This window comes from Sphingobacterium gobiense, from assembly GCF_002980575.1.
In the GTDB taxonomy this organism is placed as follows: Bacteria; Bacteroidota; Bacteroidia; order Sphingobacteriales; family Sphingobacteriaceae; genus Sphingobacterium; species Sphingobacterium gobiense.
On record NZ_PVBS01000002.1, the window covers coordinates 1,431,513 to 1,448,825 of the forward strand.

The following is a 17,313-nucleotide window of genomic DNA, read 5'->3' on the forward strand; positions in this document are numbered from 1 at the left end:
GTTGTCCGCTATTGTTCTGAAATTTATATTAACCTTTATTTTTTTTATTTTTTTTTTGCTAGAATAATTTTTTGACTATCAACATAATTACTGGTCCATCATCCGCAAATCAATTATATGATGCCTCCAATTATTTCTTATGCAGAACAAATAATGTATATTCGCCTCCGTTAAAACAAATCAAATTACATGTACACCCTCAAATTATTTAGTATAAACAGGCTAATGTTTGTTATTGTTAGCTGCTGTTTATTTTTTGTCTCCTGCAGTAAAGAATTCGAAAATACCAGTTCCACGCGAACACAGAAACCTCCGACTCTGAAGGAACTGAAGACCCTATATGATAATTTGAATTTAAACGATAGCACTAAGTTCAGCATAGGTGATTCGACGTTTATTCAATATAATCCTGAATGGTCAGATTTGGAATTGCAATTTATTAATGATTCCACCGTTTATTCGATTTTGCCGTTATCACCTACAGCAGTCAAAGGAGAGAAAAAGTTAGTTGTTAATTTGTCTAATCATCGTGAGTTTATCTTATTTAAAAATAATGACATCGCTTATTTTGGTAAATATATCTATCAGGAGAACGAAGATGGGGTTGTCTTAGACGCTGCATTTTTGTCAAATGGTACTCTTACATTAGACAATCTCTTAAATGGGAATACCTCCTTTTACACTTATTCTAATGGGAAAGGAAGCAAACTTCAGCTAGCTGGAGAACATAATTTACTTGAAAAAATGTCATCAAGTTCAAGTGTATCAAGCAATACATGTGCCGAATACAGAACCGTAGTAACCTGTGATTGGATGGCAATATGCCATGAGACTGGTCAAATACATATTAGACTAAGCCCAGTGGGAACTTGTCTAATGCCATCAGAAATAAGATGTGGGAAAAGTTGGGCTAATTGGTCGCTCAGAGCACAAATTCCGCAAACGATTTGTATCAGATATGGTGATCCCGAACCTCCTATTGGTGGCGGCGGCGGAGGAGATGACGGCGGAGGTAGTGAAACTCCCCCGCCTTCTGATGAAGAAAAGAAGAGACAGGCTAAGCTTAAATTGCTAAATGAGACGCGGAAGACTGATTGCGATGCGATTGCTTTGGCCAATAAGAAAGGACGAGACAATTCTATAATTAATTTGATTAATCGTATAAGGAATCGGGAAAATGAATGGGGAACTATGTTTAAATTCGAAACTCTTGGAAGTGAAGCTATTTCTCTAGGGGTAGAATGGGAAGGAAAAAAGAATTCGATAAATTATACGCCTAAATGGAATACTGGTGATGGGTATCATGTAGGATTTATTCACACTCATCCGTCAAAGAGTGCACCCAGCCCCTCGGATGTATATAATCCACTGTTTGATTTAAATAACTTTGTGAATGATCCTGAAGTAAATGAAGATCACTTGAGATCCTATATTGACAATTTCGCGTCTGTTGTCGTCAGTGGAGACTACATCTATACTATTTCTATGAAAGACACTTTTAGAGCAAGTTTGATGAAGGGGGGCTTTAACCAAGAGAATGAAAATAATTTGTATAGGCAATTCGTAAAAGATTATCTTCGTCATACAACGGATGTTTCCGTTGAACAATATCAGGAAGCCGGCGAATACGCCATATTGAAGTTATATGGTGACGGTGTGCATATCTCGAAACAGAAAATAGGGTCACCTGATTCCAACGAAATAATTAAATTAGGAGAGAAAAAGAAATCAATTAAAAAGGAAAAACCGAAATGTTAGATCAAAATAAATTAAAGCACTTATACACTCTTATTACAGTATTTGTCATGCTATCAACCAATCTTATGGCGCAGCAGAACATAACAAGAACCTATACCAACAATTACATAGATGATTCTTATAAGATTGGAACCAATGTGGAATTAAATATACTGTCCGGAAATCTTTTTAAAGATTTTTATGGAGGGAAAAGAAGGACAGATACTTATGAAATTGATAACGATAGAGCTTTCTATAAAATATACTATGAGGCTTTCCCAAAGAAAATAGAAGGACTACTTAATATTTGGGTAAAGCGTCAGTATACTGGGAAAACTGATATAAAAGACGTCCTAGATAGATTCTATAATATTTATCTACTGGATGACAACGAAGCTGATTATATTAAAGAAACTGTTAATTATCAATACCCATCGGGTAAAATCTCTGGAGGCTACTTTTTGAGCAAGAACGATAATATGATAACAATAGTGATCGAAGTTTCAGAATCGCGATCAGTGATCCCAGTACGTGTTTTTGCTTATGCAGAAATTACAATGAACAAACTATCGGTGACAGAGCGTGTTGAATTTGCAAAAGATTTTATAAGAAGATCTCGCGTGGGAGCGTTGTAAAATAAACGATGTAATAAATAGCTCACTTACTGTCCTAGCTTTCGGATTCGAGGCTCTAAGTCTCAAATCCGAAAGCTAAAAGGAGTTGCCGAAGGCTTGAACCCTATTCCATTCAGCAAATTTGCTAAAAACGATGTATGGGCTGTTCCCGTTAACACCGCTTTACAATCGTTGAAATCTGCAAAGCATCCTTAGCTACGTCAAAATAACCAGGACCAACCTCGTTCACAGCGCCCAGGTCTATATCCGTTCTTCCGATACGACAGCAACGCACTCATCGAATGCGGGAATAAATCCTTCTTTCCATTGCGAAATCAATGATGAGTTCCCAGTCTTACCCTCGATTCGTTTCTTTTGAGATTTCCACCCCGTGCGGCCGCAATTTTACTTTGGAGGCACGAACTATTGCCACTAACTTGCGTACGATACAAGAAGAAAAGTAGAAATATCAAAATTTTTTCGACTATGGTTAACATTTCTCTTTAAAAGAGCATTTCATTCAAATATAAAGAGCATGAAAGTATCTTGGATGCATTTTCGAGATATGATGATCCTTTTCATAAGAATATTCCAAATACAAACCTCCCATTCCCATCCTTCTTCTTATTAAGCTTCGGAAGACCCTTTGTACCGTTGCATGTCTTCAATGCATTAGCGACAAACAACGGTCGAACCGCTCCGATCAATTCCGCACTGCAATCGTTAAAAATCTGCAAAGCATTATTTGCGATATCAAAGTAACCAGCTTCAATCTTTTGCAGTATCCAATCATGCACTTCCTGTTCTTGTACCAATACAGTAGATTCCGGAAATTCGAGTTGCAGGTCTTTAGCTTCTGTGCCAAATTCGTCAATAAGTTCCCAGTCTCGCCCTTCAACTTGTTTTTCTGTACGGTAAATGATATTGCCATTTTCGTCAGTAACTTCCGACATCCGAATGGAGTACTTGGGCGTCGAGTTAATATCTGGAACTATATCTTGCACATCACAGTTAAAAATCTGTCGGAATACATTGGTGAAAGGTATAGTATAGACCAAGGTATGCTTTGGATTTTCTGCATCACGAACATAATAGTCTCGTTGACCCATGAGAAACGATAGTTCAAACTGGCTGTAACGCTTTTGCTTTCGTAACAAAAGCACATTCAACATTTTCTCGACCTCTATCAGTGGCATCGTTGTTATCTGTATTTCTCTGAATTCTAAATCGGGATGCATATTGGTCAACAAATTTCTGTCGAACGCAAATATACTAAACCTTTTTCTGCTTTTTGGGTAGGATGTAGGTATTTAAGCCACTGCTATTAAGGATTACCTCCAAGCGTTTGTTTTTGCCTTTTGTTGCTCTACTTAATTGTTTAGTAAAGTCGTTGGACACCCAGTTCTGGTTTTGGATGCTGTTGCATTTTTCTACAATGTCGTTCAAAGTACGTGGTTGACTAAAGAAGTTACTGAATTCTATAAGTGCATTTAGTGTAGGAGAGGGGCCGTAGCTATTTGGAATGGGGGCTATTGATTTAACAACTTTTTCATCGCTTAGAATTTCGGTAGGGTAAAAATCATAAATGTTATATTCCCTTTTTGTGCTTATTTCCAATTCTTCATTTTGATAATCTTTAATCTTTTCTGTAATGCATTGAGCAATTTCAGTCATAATGGTGTCGTCATAACTTCCAGCGGTTTGCTCATTTTCCATGGTGCCAATATAATTGATACTTTTGCCGATACCAAGCGATAGATCTTGTGCCGAAATACCGTAATGAAGTCTGATACGCCTTATGGTCGTTAAATTATAAAGTTGAATTGGTGAAATATAATTTGCGTCTGCCATAGGCAGCAAGCTCTTAATTTACCTTGTAAATGACATTTATAACAAATAATTTGATTTTTTATAAACCTATTCTTATCTTTGGTTTTAGAAAGAAAACAAGAGTCGTTTTCTAGAGAATTTTGGTGTTTAAATCAAGAGTCTTGCGCCTACATATTCTGACGCCGTAACGCAAGGCAGTAGTTTAAATACCCATATCTATCCTTATTTAGGGCATTTTATTATATTTGCTCGATAAGATAGGTGTGGGCCTACTGTTAGTCCGTGTTACGTAAGGCGTCAGAAACTTTATTGTAGGCATGGCATGTAGTCCCACACTTATCGTTTCTACTTGCCCAAGACTCGTTAATAATAACGAGCAATGAAAACCGAAAAGAAAAAACTCTACAAAAACTTGATCTCGCCACCTGACTAGGTGTATGTGCAGCCATTTTGGCTTTTCTAGAGGTGCGACAGTGTAAAAACCGAATCATAAACCAATATGAAACCCCGTATCGTTCGCACCATTTCCAACATTATTTTACTAACTGCGTGTGGCCTAAGCTAAGTTTAGCCACAAAGGAGAAATAGCGAAGAACAAGATATTGCCAAAACTCTGGGCCACACCCTTAAAACCTTAAAAATGACAAATTTTTACAAGGGTGGGAGAGGACTGGCTTTTTTTAAGCATCTGTTTCGCCTTTTCAAATCAAGAAATAATCGAAGTCGAACGCTGTTCAGTTTTGTAATACCGCTTTGTTTCATGTTGTTTAATCTATCAGACGCCTGGGGGCAGTCCGCGGAAACGCGGGCTGCCGAAAGGCAAAAAACAGTATTGCTAGGAGAGGTGCGCTCTGCTACCGACGACAGACATATCCAAGGTGTTTCACTTCGTACTAACGGTGTTTCCGCCAGTTCCGATGAAATGGGTAGATTCCGTATACCGGCGGATAAAAGTACAGGAACCGTCGAGGTGAGACACATCGGCTTTCAACCACAATCTATTGACTATGATGAAAGGACTACCTATTTAACGATATCACTGGAGCCACTTGAAAATCAGCTTGAAGAAGTCGAGGTGGTAAGTACAGGTTATCAACAGTTACCCAAAGAGCGCGCCACAGGGAGTTTCGTACAGATCGATAACGAGTTGCTGAACCGCAGGGTAGGAAGTAATGTCCTTGACCGCTTGGCAGATGTAACACCTGGCCTAATTTTCAACAACGGAAAAGGAGCCGCAGCACAGATGCGTATCCGTGGGCAAAACACGATACATTCAGACGCCCGTGTATTAGTGATTGTAGATAATTTTCCCTACGAAGGCGATATCAATAATATCAATCCAAACGATGTAGAGAGCATCACGGTGCTGAAAGATGCTGCTGCGGCCAGTATCTGGGGTGCCCGAGCGGGTAACGGTGTGATTGTTATCACCACAAAGAAAGCCGGTAACCAAGGTGGTACGCAGATCGAAGCAAATGTGAATACTACCGTAGGCCATACGCCGGACCTGCACTACCAGCCGCTCATGTCCAGTGCTGATTTTATAGAGATCGAGCGGATGCTATTCGACCGTGGCTTTTATACCAATTATGAGAACTCGGTATCCAAAACTCCGCTAAACCCCGCCGTTGAACTGTTTATTCAACAGCGTGAGCATCCGGATCGTTATGACGAGTTCGAGCGGGAGATCGAGAAGCTGAAAGGATACGATATCCGTTCGGATTATGAAAAGTACTTTTACCGCGCACCGCTCATGCAGCAGTATGCCTTCCGTACGCAGGGTAACAATGGTGGCAACCGATACCATGCATCCATCGGGTACGACCGTAACCAGACCGAAGTGGTGGGTAATATCGGAAACCGTTTCAGCGGTATCATCGGAAACACCTGGTCTTTATTGGATAACAGACTGGAGCTTTCAGGCCAGGCTTCGTTTACCTCGCAACAGAACGAAAATAATGGTATGACAGAAATTACCTACATGGGATACCGGAATATTCCTACATCTACCATATTTCCCTATGCGAGGCTTGCCGACGAGCAGGGAAACCCGTTGCCCGTGACGAAAGACTACCGGCTGGGCTATCTGGAATCGGTGGCAGGCGACGGACTGCTCGACTGGTCTTACGTGCCGCTCCTTGACAGGGACAACAACGACAGAACCGCCAGAGGAAACGATCTGCGGATGGATGCCGGAATCCGTTATAAACTGACGGAGGGGATCAACGTACACGCGCGGTATCAGTACTGGACAGGTAATACCTACAACAGGCAACTGTATAATCTGGACAGTTATTACGCGCGCAATGAGATAAACCGGTTGACGCAGCGCGATGAGAGCACTGGCGCACTTTCCTATCCCATACCGATGGGCGGCATACTGGATATGGATAATGTCCGTGCGCAGGCACACAACCTCCGTCTGCAGGCTGATTTCAATTATAATTTTAATGCTTTGCACGAGCTCAACGGTATCCTCGGTTACGAAATCCGCGATCAACAGGGGGATACCGATAAGAGGCGTTCGTACGGATATGATGACAGGGTGGGGGTGAGCCAATCCGTCAATTATAAGGATTTTTACACAAGCTATTTTAATCAGTATTATGCCTATAACCTCATACCCTTTATGGATAGGGAGTCGGGGACGGTAGACCGTTTCCGTTCGGTATTCAGTAATATTTCCTATGCGTACGACAGGCGATATACGTTTACGGGAAGCTTGCGTTTTGACGAAAGCAACCTGTTCGGAGTAAACGCCAACCAAAAACGTGTCCCGTTGTATTCTCTAGGTGTGGGCTGGAACCTGGCCAATGAACGTTTTTTTCGATCTACGGCCATCGACCGTTTGCACCTTCGTACCACTTATGGTCGTGCAGGGAATATTAACAGAAGCCTTACAGCTTATACTACGGCTTACTACAATACAAGGGATCTATTGACCCAGTTACCATTTGCTAATATTGCAACTCCGAGAAATCCCGATCTTCGATGGGAAAAGATAACAACAACCAATTTTGGAGTGGATTTTTCATTGTGGAAAAGCAGGATTTCCGGTTCGGTAGAATATTACAACAAAGACGGCGATGATGTCATTGGTACTATTCCGTCCCCTGGCACTGCCGGGATCAAAAGGATTACTGGAAACTTTGGTCAAACGAATGCCAGAGGCTTTGAATTCGTACTAAATACAGTGCCTTTTAAAGGGAAAATTAAATGGAGTAACCAGTTATTGGTCAATACCGTGAAGGATAAGATTGTGAACTATGATGGGCCTCCGTTGGTGCCGTTGAATGTAATGAGCAGCTCGGACGGACTTACCGCATTTCCGATCGAAGGACGTCCGCTATGGGCCTTGTACAGTTTACCCTGGGGAGGACTCGATGCGCAGAACGGCGATCCAATAGGATATCTGAACGGAGAACCATCCAAAGATTATCGGGAGATTATGAACTCACTGACAATGGACGGACTGGTATATCACGGTCCGGCCCGGCCGACGCGATACGGATCGATGCGTAACACGTTAGAATGGAAGCAGATGGCCTTGTCATTCAATATTACTTATAGAGGCGGTCATTATTTTAAAAAAGAGACAGTAAGTTACTACGATTTGCTGACCGGCGTAGCTACACATGGTGATTTTGATAAGCGGTGGCAAAATTCGGGAGATGAACACTTTACGCAGATTCCTGCTTTTGAAGAGGAAATCAATACACCTCGGGAACAGGTGTATACATATTCGTCTGCAAGGATTTTCAAAGCAGATCATATGAGGCTTCAGGATATACGGCTGGAATACAGTTTTCCGACAGAGAATTGGAAAATGAAAGGTTTTAGGCGTTTGAGCTTATATGGCTATGTGAATAACATAGGTCTGCTGTGGAGTAAGTCTGATACAGGATACGATCCCGATTACGCGAGCGCGGATTATGTACCTATAAGGACATTTAGCTTTGGCATTAACCTTATCCTTTAACCTAAATAAAACTGATATAATGAAACTGATCTACAAAACGTATATGCTCGCCCTATCGATGGTTTTGTCTCTCGGGGCATGTTCAAGGGGATTTCTTGAGATCAAACCTCAAAGGACCCAAGTGATAGTTGAAACATTACAGGATGTCGAATCGTTGCTAGATAATGCAAGCGTATTGAACCGCACCGATTATTATCGCTTGATCTCGGATGGTGATTTTTATTATACCGATTCAAAAATCATGTCGATTCCCGAAGTACAGCGAAATCTATACCTGTGGAACGCCATCATTGACCCGACGGAGCGCACCAACTCAGCGTGGGATATGCCTTACCAACAGATTATGTACGCCAATGTCGCCATGGAAACTTTAACGAAAATGAGCGATCACGGAGGTAACCGTCTTCAATGGGACGTATTACTCGGAAGAGCACTGTTCTTCCGCGCCTGGGCACATTATAATCTCCTACAGGATTTCGCAGAAGGGTATGATGAATCCACTGACAGCCAGCTCGGCGTGCCGATCATAAAAAATAGCAACTATCCCAGACAGATCACACGTTCGTTTCTCAAGGAAGTTTACGACTTTACAGTTGATGATCTGAATAGGGCAAAGGATTTGTTGCCATTACGATCTGACAGAACAACCAGGCCTTCCCAGCAAGCTGTACACGCCCTGTTATCACGCATTTACCTGAACCAGGGCGCGTATGGGTTAGCATTGGAACATGCAGAGAAGGCTTTGCATATCCAAGACACCCTGCTGGATTATAACGAACTTCCGTTTACAGCTGTACTGCCATTCTCCGTTTTTAATTATAATACGCATCCCGAGATCATATTCTTCACATCTTCGACATCGTCTTTTGTTGCGGTCCAAGGTATTCAGGTCAATGATGACCTTACAAACAGTTACGGCGACGGCGATCTACGCAAAAAAGCTTTTCTGAATAGTGACAATCTTTATATAGGTACATATTCTGGAGCATCCTCTTATAATTTTACAGGATTAGCAAATGATGAACTATACCTCACAAAAGCGGAGAGTTTGGTACGCATGGACAGACTGGAGGAGGCGAAGGAAGTGATGTCGACCCTTCTGATGAAGAGGTTTATCAACAATGATATTACGGTCGATATTCCGCGAGATAAGGACGAACTGCTTCGTTGGATACTCCGAGAGCGGCAGAAAGAGCTCGTTGGACGGGGCATTCGCTGGTCAGACCTGAAAAGATTGAATAGGGATGGCAATACACAGTCTGATCTGGTCAGGAACTATCAGGGCGAAAGATATGAACTACCCACCAACAGCAGTCGGTATGTCTTTGCACTACCGCTCTCAGAGATCGAAATTTCTGGACTGGAGCAAAATATGAGAGACTAGATAATATTATTAACCAACAAAGAATTTACAGATGAAATATTTTTTAACAATATGTATACTCCTGGCTTCGTTGGGAAGCTGGGCACAGGACAAACTTTTGAATGTTGATGTGGGAGATGAAACGCCCGATATCATATTATATGATATTCAAGACCGCACGGAACCTACTGTTGAATTACGTAATTTGAGTAATGAAAAACTGGTAATTCTTGATTTCTGGGCTACATGGTGCGGCGCCTGTTTAGCTGCAATGCCAAAAATGGATAGTATTGCCCGAGAGCGTTCCGACGAAATAGAAGTGATTACTGTTACTAAGCAAGATAAAGAGCTGGTAATGAATTTTTTTGAAAAACGTAAGCAGAGGGGGGACTATGTGCACAAGTCGCCTAAGTTATTCGGCGATACCGTTCTTAACAAACATTTCCCACACCGATTTATTCCTCATTATGTCTGGATGAAAGATGGTAAAGTAATCGCTCTGACAGAAGAAGTGACAAGAGCAGCTGTTCAGCAGGCGTTGTCCGAGGGAGAAACTAAACTGCGCAAAAAGGTGGACACCAAGGCGATTCCATGGAACAAGAACGAGAAGAGCCTGCTGCAGCATCTGCAAAATATCAATAGTCTCGATATGTCTGCCTGGAAACATTATTCGCTGCTGACAACCGGGTTTCTCGAAAAGGTAGGTCCACATATAGGGTATACACAGGTGCACATGGATTCCTTAAATCTGATCCGGTTCACAGGAGTTCATATGGCGCTGGCAAGGCTATATAGGATCGCCTATGGTAGAGCAAGGTGGTATATCACCAATACAGCGGTCGAAATACGGTCCGAGAGCAGTTTTTTTGCCAATCAAGGTTTAAAGGGAATGCGTGTTGTGGATTGGCTCAGGGATTACGGCGTCAGTTATGAATCGGTCGTTAGCCGTGAGACAGACATTTTTGTAAAGATGGCGTCTGATCTTAAGGAAGCTTTTCCGCAATTTCGAGCTTATACTGAGAAAACAAAGGACACGTGCCTTGTATTGGAAGTGTTTAAGGAAAAGCCTGAAAAACCGTGGAAAGTATTTAATGATGAAAAACCAAAGTATATTTCGGATATGGATTGCATATCCGTGGAAAACGGCACTGTCCGGGGATTTATGACGTCGCTGGAAACCACGGTCTTTCTGAACAGTAAGTTTCCATTGGTGGATGGTATTGGTTACCCGGATAAAATTAGCGTGTCCATTTGCGGACGTTTAGGCTCGCTGGCAGCTATCAATGAAGCGCTGGCGCCTTATGGCCTGCGGATAACGAAGAAACTAGCTTGGTTTGATAAGTTGATCATTGAGGATAACGAGTAGATTAACGACAAAAGTCTCCAACAGGTTTGCTGGAGACTTTCATCAAACTACGATTTGTGACTATTGCAAAGTCCCGAATTCCATAACACTGAAGGAACCGTCACTATTCTGTACAGCTTTGCATGGCCTTTCGGTGTCCAGCGAACAGTCGTTCTGGCCAGGGCTTCCCGGCGTGATCGGCTGCCAGTTAGGCGTCTGGTCTGGAGCATCCAGCGGTGTAGCGTTGTAATGCGTAGCGGTTTGAACATTTTTTGAACCGGCGTAACCAGCGCCGGCGGAGAACATAATAGCAGCCGCTGCCATTATTCCCCAAAAAGTGGAATTGTTTTTCATGATGTTTTTAATCATGTTGTTTATAAAATAGTTTGTATGGCCTACTCTGGTAGCGGTTTTCGGCTTCCCCGCGTGTTTGTTTATTGTATAGTATCAGACCTAAGGCTATGCCGAGCATAATGATGTTGAACCCCAAATGAAAAACGTAGCCCAACCTCGGAAATATACCTGCACATGCGCAGGTCTGTCCCGGAAATATATCTGCGAATGCGATGATTATAAATACGCTGAATGAAGCGAGTAGAGCGATCGAAAACCATAAACCGGTTGTTGTGCGATACAGGAGGAACGCCACAGTAACCAATGCCATTACGGGTATAAGGTAGGCCAGGATATCACCGATATAGGTCGGAAAGAATTGCTTGTGCATAGAGTCTAAATTTCGCTCCATGTTGCCCAGTTTCATTGCGGCGGTATATGCCCAGAGGCTAATCAGTAGAATTCTGCTAATGTTTACGATGATCTCTCTTATATTTTTCATAGTTGTTTTCATGTATACTTCATCGATTCGTTATCTTACAAAGCAAAACTAATACAGAATCAAGGGTAGGTGTTTGTCCGTTTGCGACAATCGATATGAGGGTACCCGTCGCATTTGTACAGGTTAGCGTCACAGTAGCCTATAACGGGCAGGACTTATTCCCATTTCTTTTTTGAAGGCCCGGTTGAACGACTGACTGTCACTATATCCATACATGAGTGCTAGTTCCAGAATGGAAATATCAGTTGTACGTAAAAGATCGCCCATTAACACCATTTTTCTGCTCCGTATATAGTTGGAGGGGCTACGGTTTTGATGAGCGGAAAACAGACGTTCAAGTTTTCGTCTGGAAACCGGAAAATGCTCACAGAGTTTTTCGATAGAGACCTTTCGCGGCGCTTTCAGTTCCTTATCAATATGCCGGTAAACATCGTCCATCAGTTGTTTTTCTCGGGTCTGCCTGTCTTTTCCTTTAAGAAGACCTTTGTAAGCAGAAAGCAATGGCGGCAACTGCCACAGCAGTTGCCTGTTAAAGTCTTTATAACGGCCAAAGGGCATGTCGATCAGGCGCTGCAGACGATAACGAAACGTTGGATCCATCGTGCAGCTGTTCATGGCAGAGAGTGGCTGTTTGTTTGTCCCGTCCATAAAGGTAATCAGTTCCTCAAATTCGTCGCGCAGTGGATAAAGAAGCGCGGGAGCTAAGCTGATCACAAGAAAGCGGTTATGTACACCGCCTAATTCTACGGTGTAAGAACCGGCTTCTGCATAGATCAAAAGGCATTCGTTAGCATAGAAGGTCAATTCGTTCTCCTTTTTTTGTTTAGAACGGTAGGTCAGCCAATGCTCGTCTAAAGCTATCAATACGTAGGCGTTATTTTTTGCGGTGATATCTAGCGTATAGCTTTTGTCATGCCGCGTAGAATAATGATCCAATTGAATGCTCTGCCGGCTATAATGCAACCGGCGCATATCCAACAAGGGGTTTTGGTAGTGAATCATGGAGGTGTATGGAAACAACTTCTGCTGTCCAGTTGTATCTTCTGCAACGGTAAGTGTCGTTGTAGTAGGATGGCGAAACTGGAGCGAAAACTGCATAATGAAGGTTTGATTTGGTCATAAAGTAATGCCCCACAGGCCGTGTTCCTAACCTGTGGAAGCATTTATATAAACCACTGTACGGTTTCGGGAGGAGAACGTCGTCGATGTTCCAGAACGACGCTGTCAAATTTTTTCTTCCTAAGGTCTTCCGCATGTCGGATGGCAGCTTCCAGCGGCATCACCGGCGAGAGTGCCAAGTGATCGATGATCGTGCTTAACCGTACGTCGAGATTACCACTTACAATGGTCGGCACAATGCCCATCTCATCATAAGTCTGCAGAAGTAGCTGCTCGGATGCTTCGCGGAAACGTTCGGATGTTGGGCGGTGCCCGTCGGATACGAAAGCAAATTCTAACGGCAGATGGAAAAAGACATCATAGTGTGTTTTAGCGTAGGCTTTGGCCATACCTTCAAACCCACGGAGCTGTTCCTGAAAATTGCGGTATCTGCTATATCGTAACAGCTGCTTTAGTTTTTGTTGCCAGGGATATTCATCAGGATCTGCCCCCGTGAAAAGACGGGTGCTCCCATAAAGCCACTCCTGTAAGGTACAGCCGTCGGATATAAATCCTTCGGGAAAAGCAGCTTCGGCGCGTATACGTTCCTCGAAACGCTTCATGCCCAAGCACAGTAACTCGGCATAGCTGCACGCACGAAGGGTCTTTCCCGGAAAAAGAGTCGGTAAGATCTCGCGCATGGTGAGCGCGTGTGTTGCCGGAATACCGGTGGCTAGCGAAAGGGCAAGGCTAAGTGTCGTCTTGCCGGTGCAATAGGTGCCGCTGATAACAATCCTTTTCATGTTGCTGTTATTTGATGGGCCACACGGAATTTACCTTGGTAGTTGCCAACCTGCCCGGAGAGGTCAATGATCTGCCAGGTAATGCCACCGGATAGGATACGCTGGATTCGGTCGAAATGGACGAATGCAGAGCCGCTGGGGCCAAACAGCGGGCGGTGGCACCGCAAGCTCATAGTACGTAACCATATATTTGGACATCGTTCGCGGTCTGTACTTTCCATTTGGTAAAGCAGCGCCTGCATAAGCTGTCCGAATAGCTGGATACTCTCGGTAGGAAGCAGCATATGACGAGCTGTACCAATACCTTGGTAACTTTCCTCTGCAAACATCGGATCATATTCGAATTTTGCGCGTACAACATGATTGGAAACGTCCATCTCAACATCATCGATATGCAACCCGCGGGTGCGGTAGCCCGTACCGTAAAGTTGTGTCTCGCCGTCGGTATCAACTATCTTTTGGGCTTCGGGCAGAACAAGGTAGCGCTTCCCTCCACGGTGGTCGATAGTTAATTTGCACCTGTTCCCGCCGATATCCACTTCGATGGTGCTGCAGGTACCCTGTACACAGTTTAAGCTATTGCGGCTTGCCAGCAAGCGGCAGCGGATCGGGATCTGGCCTGTGCCCAGGCTGTGACTAATCTTCACATCTAAAGCAGAAGCGAAGCCACGGGCGATGTCGGTGGGGGCTATCATCCCCAGCTGGTTGAGCGCATGCCCGCCCAGACGCATCGCCAATGCCGAGTATTCAAGGCTGCCTAGATGCACATCCTCGTTCCTTGGGCGTGCAGGACCATCATAGCATACATCTATGGTACCCAATAGGCTGTCGTCGTTTTTAGTAAGGGTGTCCATATGTACGTGATAATTTCGGAAAGCCGCTGCGAAGTAACGTGCCGTTCCGCCGCCCAGCAGTTCTTCTATGCTATCATATTGTTTTATTTTCATAACTTCTCGGATTGAGTTTTTATGCTGCTAAGTACGATAGGAAAACCAAAAATATATAATCGATTCTTAGGTGGAAATTTGGCGATAAGGGATGTTTTCAAGCATTATTTGCGTCATTGGTTACGAATTGGTTATCGCCAGGGTAAAATATGCACTAAAAGCGATATGATGGAGTCTTTCGGAGCGGAAATCGGCTGAAATGACACGATGGAATACGAAATCAGCCAAAGTTCGCATCTATGTATAGTTTTGCCAACTAGATCGATCAAATTTTGCCCGAGACTTGTCAGCTCAAAATAAAATTTTTATCTTTAGGGTGTTAGCCAACTGTATAACTAAACGCCTGCGTATTATGATAGATCAGGAAACACTTTTTAAGATTATTGAGCGACGATTTGAGAACACGTCAGACTTCCAACAGGCCATGAACGATATTTTGGGTGTTGAGGAGTCGAACATACGCAGACGCCTTAACGGTTCCACGCAATTACGCTATGCTGAGCTCCAGAAACTCGTAGAAAAATTTTCTATTTCCAGACATGAGTTGTTCCCAGACCCGGACGAAGACGTTAGTTTTAAGTATATCAGACTTGACTACCCGAGCATTGAGAATTACTTGCGCTATATCCAAGGATTTGCGAGCACGCTGGAGGGCGCTGCTGCCATTTCAGAAAGCAAGATCTACTTCGTGGCGGATGACATTCCGATTTTCCATTATATGCGTTTTCCGGAGCTGACGGCATTTAAGCTTTATTCCTACGCATATGATATGAAGATTGTGAACATGTCCTTTGAGGTGTATCTGGATATCTTCCGCGAGCAGGATCTCCTGCCCATATTTCGGCGTATCAGTAATGCATATAATCGGATACAGTCGGTAGAGGTCTGGGATGACGACGTGCTCGAAACGCTGCTTTCCAGTATCGGCGGAAAACAGGACCTGAACTGTTTTGAGCGCAGCGAAACGGTAGCGATGCTGCTTGGCCAGCTGAAAGAATTATTATATGGCTTCCGTACGCTGGCCGAAAGTGGGGAAAAAGATCCCGGTGTCAAGTTTGAGTTCTTTAAAAATGAAAGCATCAATCGGTTGCCCTATATGATGCTTAGCAATGGTAGCGCTTCGTCGCTGACTTTAAAGCTCCAGATCATCAATAGCATGAACACGGGGCAGCCTGAATTTGTGGAAGAAGGTGCAAAGTGGTTCGATGCCACGGTCAATAAGTCGCTTGCGCTCAGCATGGGTGCAGAACGGCAAAGAAACCGGTATTTTCAGCTGCTGCACGATCGGATAGAAGCAGTGGAAACACACACGACAAGTTAAGGATAAATGAACTGTACGGTGTTCATAGATTAACTAACTGTTCCCAGCTATAACAGCCTAACTGATCAATAGGGGAGGCGTGTTCCCTGATTATAGAATGGAGCGTAAAAAACAAAACAATGAATAAGCATGCTAAACAGACAATGCTATTGCTCGAAAAAGCAATCGAGCTGCTGGAGAAGTTGAACCAGCGTTTCGAAAACCTATCAATAAATCTCTTGGATCGGGTCGCCCCGTCACTCAAAGACCAATTGCTGGACAACACGGACCTGAAAGATATTCTTAAAGTCGGAGATACCAAGTTCTTCCAACTCAAGAAATGTGAACTCTTTCCTACGTATCGGCTAAACGGTAAGGATTACTACCTGGAAAACGAGATATTAGAGGCTATTCGAATACACAAATCCCGTTGAAAAATGTCTTTTTTCCCTGGAGATGCAGCGCGTATCTCCCGGGATCTTTATGTCGTCCAGCCCAAGAATGACCTTACAATCACCTAAGAAACACCTAACGACGACCCAAGAATGATCCAAGGTTGACCCAAGCTCAACCCAACAAAGGAACAACCACTAGCGAGCCTAAGCACAAGAAACATCCAAGAAAAGTACAGGAATCACCTTTTTCCTTCATAACCCTTCGTAATCCTTCGCAAGGGTCTGTAAGCCATTTATTTATGGAAATTAATACAAACCTTTGCTTCTGTAAGACAGACGAATGGGTACCCGAAAGTGCTTACATATTAATAGTTTTTTAATAAATAAAATTTAAAAAAAATGGCAAAATCAAGAGACAATGTCGTGATGCAGGGCGCATCAGGCAAAGTAGGAAGAAACCTCGTGTTTCGTCAAAGAGGAGATCAAACAATTATTGCAAAACGTCCCCGTATGGTAGCAGGAGGTCGTGAGTTAACCCCAAAGCAACAGCAGGTACAGAACCGCTTTCTAAACGCTTCGCTGTATGCTAAACAAGCTATACAGGATCCGGAATTGAAAGCAGCTTATGCCAAGAAAGCCACTATAAACCAAACGGCTTATAATGTGGCGTTCAAAGATTTCTTTGCCCGTCCGGAAGTTAGGCTACTGAACGATAGCGGATATCTAGGTAACGTAGCTGACGAGATTACGTTTCTGGTAAGGGATATACTGAAAGTGACGGCAATAGAGTTTGAAATCCTTGATCAGGATGAAACGGTTATCGAGGCCGGACAAGCAGAACCCACCGACGAGGAAAACACGGGATGGAAGTACATAGTAAGCGCACAAAATGTAGACTATGCGAATGCTATTTACCGGATCACCATGTTGGACACGCCGAAGAATATCACGGAAGTGATCAAAGCTTATGGCGAGGACATGCTGTAAATCCATAACAACGATAAGGGTAGACAACGGTCTGCCCTTATTCTTGGAAATATGTTGAGAAGCTAAACCATCAATACACA

The 17,313-nt window shown here is 43.3% G+C and carries 16 protein-coding genes; 9 read left to right on the forward strand and 7 right to left on the reverse strand.

Annotated elements, in window-relative coordinates; translation table 11 throughout:
• The first annotated feature begins 348 nt into the window (after positions 1–348).
• Both C5749_RS14770 and C5749_RS14775 read left to right on the forward strand, forming a co-directional pair.
• Complete coding sequence (locus C5749_RS14770) at positions 349–1,758, forward strand: hypothetical protein (protein ID WP_146113759.1); 1,410 nt, start codon at positions 349–351, stop codon at positions 1,756–1,758.
• Entirely contained in the window at positions 1,752–2,372 is a 621-nt protein-coding gene (locus C5749_RS14775; protein WP_146113760.1) for a hypothetical protein, read from the forward strand. The genes C5749_RS14770 and C5749_RS14775 overlap by 7 nt, the downstream gene beginning before the upstream one ends.
• Positions 2,373–2,929: 557 nt before the next feature.
• Here C5749_RS14775 and C5749_RS14780 read toward each other — a convergent pair.
• Both C5749_RS14780 and C5749_RS14785 read right to left on the reverse strand, forming a co-directional pair.
• Entirely contained in the window at positions 2,930–3,589 is a 660-nt protein-coding gene (locus C5749_RS14780) for a hypothetical protein (RefSeq protein WP_105726909.1), read from the reverse strand.
• Between the two features lie 34 nt (positions 3,590–3,623).
• On the reverse strand, positions 3,624–4,202 hold the full coding sequence (locus C5749_RS14785) for a hypothetical protein (RefSeq protein WP_105726910.1): 579 nt from the start codon (positions 4,200–4,202) through the stop codon (positions 3,624–3,626).
• Between the two features lie 749 nt (positions 4,203–4,951).
• Here C5749_RS14785 and C5749_RS19980 point away from each other — a divergent pair.
• From C5749_RS19980 to C5749_RS14800, 4 genes are read left to right on the forward strand one after another with little or no spacing between them, the layout of a single operon-like run.
• Entirely contained in the window at positions 4,952–5,020 is a 69-nt protein-coding gene (locus C5749_RS19980) for a hypothetical protein (RefSeq protein ID WP_425443447.1), read from the forward strand.
• 5 nt (positions 5,021–5,025) lie between these two features.
• Positions 5,026–8,160: a SusC/RagA family TonB-linked outer membrane protein gene (locus tag C5749_RS14790; RefSeq protein WP_425443448.1), complete on the forward strand. Its 3,135-nt coding sequence runs from the start codon at positions 5,026–5,028 to the stop codon at positions 8,158–8,160.
• Between the two features lie 19 nt (positions 8,161–8,179).
• A complete protein-coding gene (locus tag C5749_RS14795; protein WP_105726912.1) occupies positions 8,180–9,544 on the forward strand; it encodes a RagB/SusD family nutrient uptake outer membrane protein in 1,365 nt (454 codons plus the stop codon).
• Positions 9,545–9,575: 31 nt separating this feature from the next.
• Entirely contained in the window at positions 9,576–10,889 is a 1,314-nt protein-coding gene (locus tag C5749_RS14800) for a TlpA family protein disulfide reductase (protein ID WP_105726913.1), read from the forward strand.
• Positions 10,890–10,949: 60 nt separating this feature from the next.
• On the opposite strand, the gene C5749_RS14805 is transcribed toward C5749_RS14800, so the two are convergent.
• From C5749_RS14805 to C5749_RS14825, 5 genes are all read right to left on the reverse strand, one after another.
• Entirely contained in the window at positions 10,950–11,222 is a 273-nt protein-coding gene (locus C5749_RS14805; RefSeq protein ID WP_146113762.1) for a hypothetical protein, read from the reverse strand.
• Between the two features lie 7 nt (positions 11,223–11,229).
• Complete coding sequence (locus C5749_RS14810) at positions 11,230–11,703, reverse strand: MauE/DoxX family redox-associated membrane protein (RefSeq protein ID WP_146113763.1); 474 nt, start codon at positions 11,701–11,703, stop codon at positions 11,230–11,232.
• A 129-nt stretch (positions 11,704–11,832) separates the two neighbouring features.
• Positions 11,833–12,801, reverse strand: coding sequence for a helix-turn-helix transcriptional regulator (locus tag C5749_RS14815; RefSeq protein ID WP_105726916.1), 969 nt, complete (start codon positions 12,799–12,801; stop codon positions 11,833–11,835).
• A gap of 65 nt (positions 12,802–12,866) precedes the next feature.
• Positions 12,867–13,604: an ATP/GTP-binding protein gene (locus tag C5749_RS14820; RefSeq protein ID WP_105726917.1), complete on the reverse strand. Its 738-nt coding sequence runs from the start codon at positions 13,602–13,604 to the stop codon at positions 12,867–12,869.
• The gene (locus C5749_RS14825) at positions 13,601–14,551 is read right to left on the reverse strand and encodes an AvrD family protein (RefSeq protein WP_105726918.1); all 951 of its coding nucleotides are present in this window, start codon (positions 14,549–14,551) and stop codon (positions 13,601–13,603) included. Before C5749_RS14825 ends, C5749_RS14820 begins: the two co-directional genes overlap by 4 nt.
• 352 nt (positions 14,552–14,903) lie before the next feature.
• On the opposite strand from C5749_RS14825, the gene C5749_RS14830 reads away from it, so the two are divergent.
• From C5749_RS14830 to C5749_RS14840, 3 genes are all read left to right on the forward strand, one after another.
• A complete protein-coding gene (locus tag C5749_RS14830) occupies positions 14,904–15,872 on the forward strand; it encodes a hypothetical protein (protein WP_105726919.1) in 969 nt (322 codons plus the stop codon).
• A 119-nt stretch (positions 15,873–15,991) separates the two neighbouring features.
• Positions 15,992–16,285: a hypothetical protein gene (locus tag C5749_RS14835; protein WP_105726920.1), complete on the forward strand. Its 294-nt coding sequence runs from the start codon at positions 15,992–15,994 to the stop codon at positions 16,283–16,285.
• A gap of 360 nt (positions 16,286–16,645) precedes the next feature.
• Positions 16,646–17,233 carry a hypothetical protein gene (locus C5749_RS14840; RefSeq protein WP_105726921.1) on the forward strand — a complete coding sequence of 196 codons (588 nt, stop codon included), beginning with the start codon at positions 16,646–16,648 and terminating at the stop codon, positions 17,231–17,233.
• Positions 17,234–17,313: the final 80 nt, after the last annotated feature.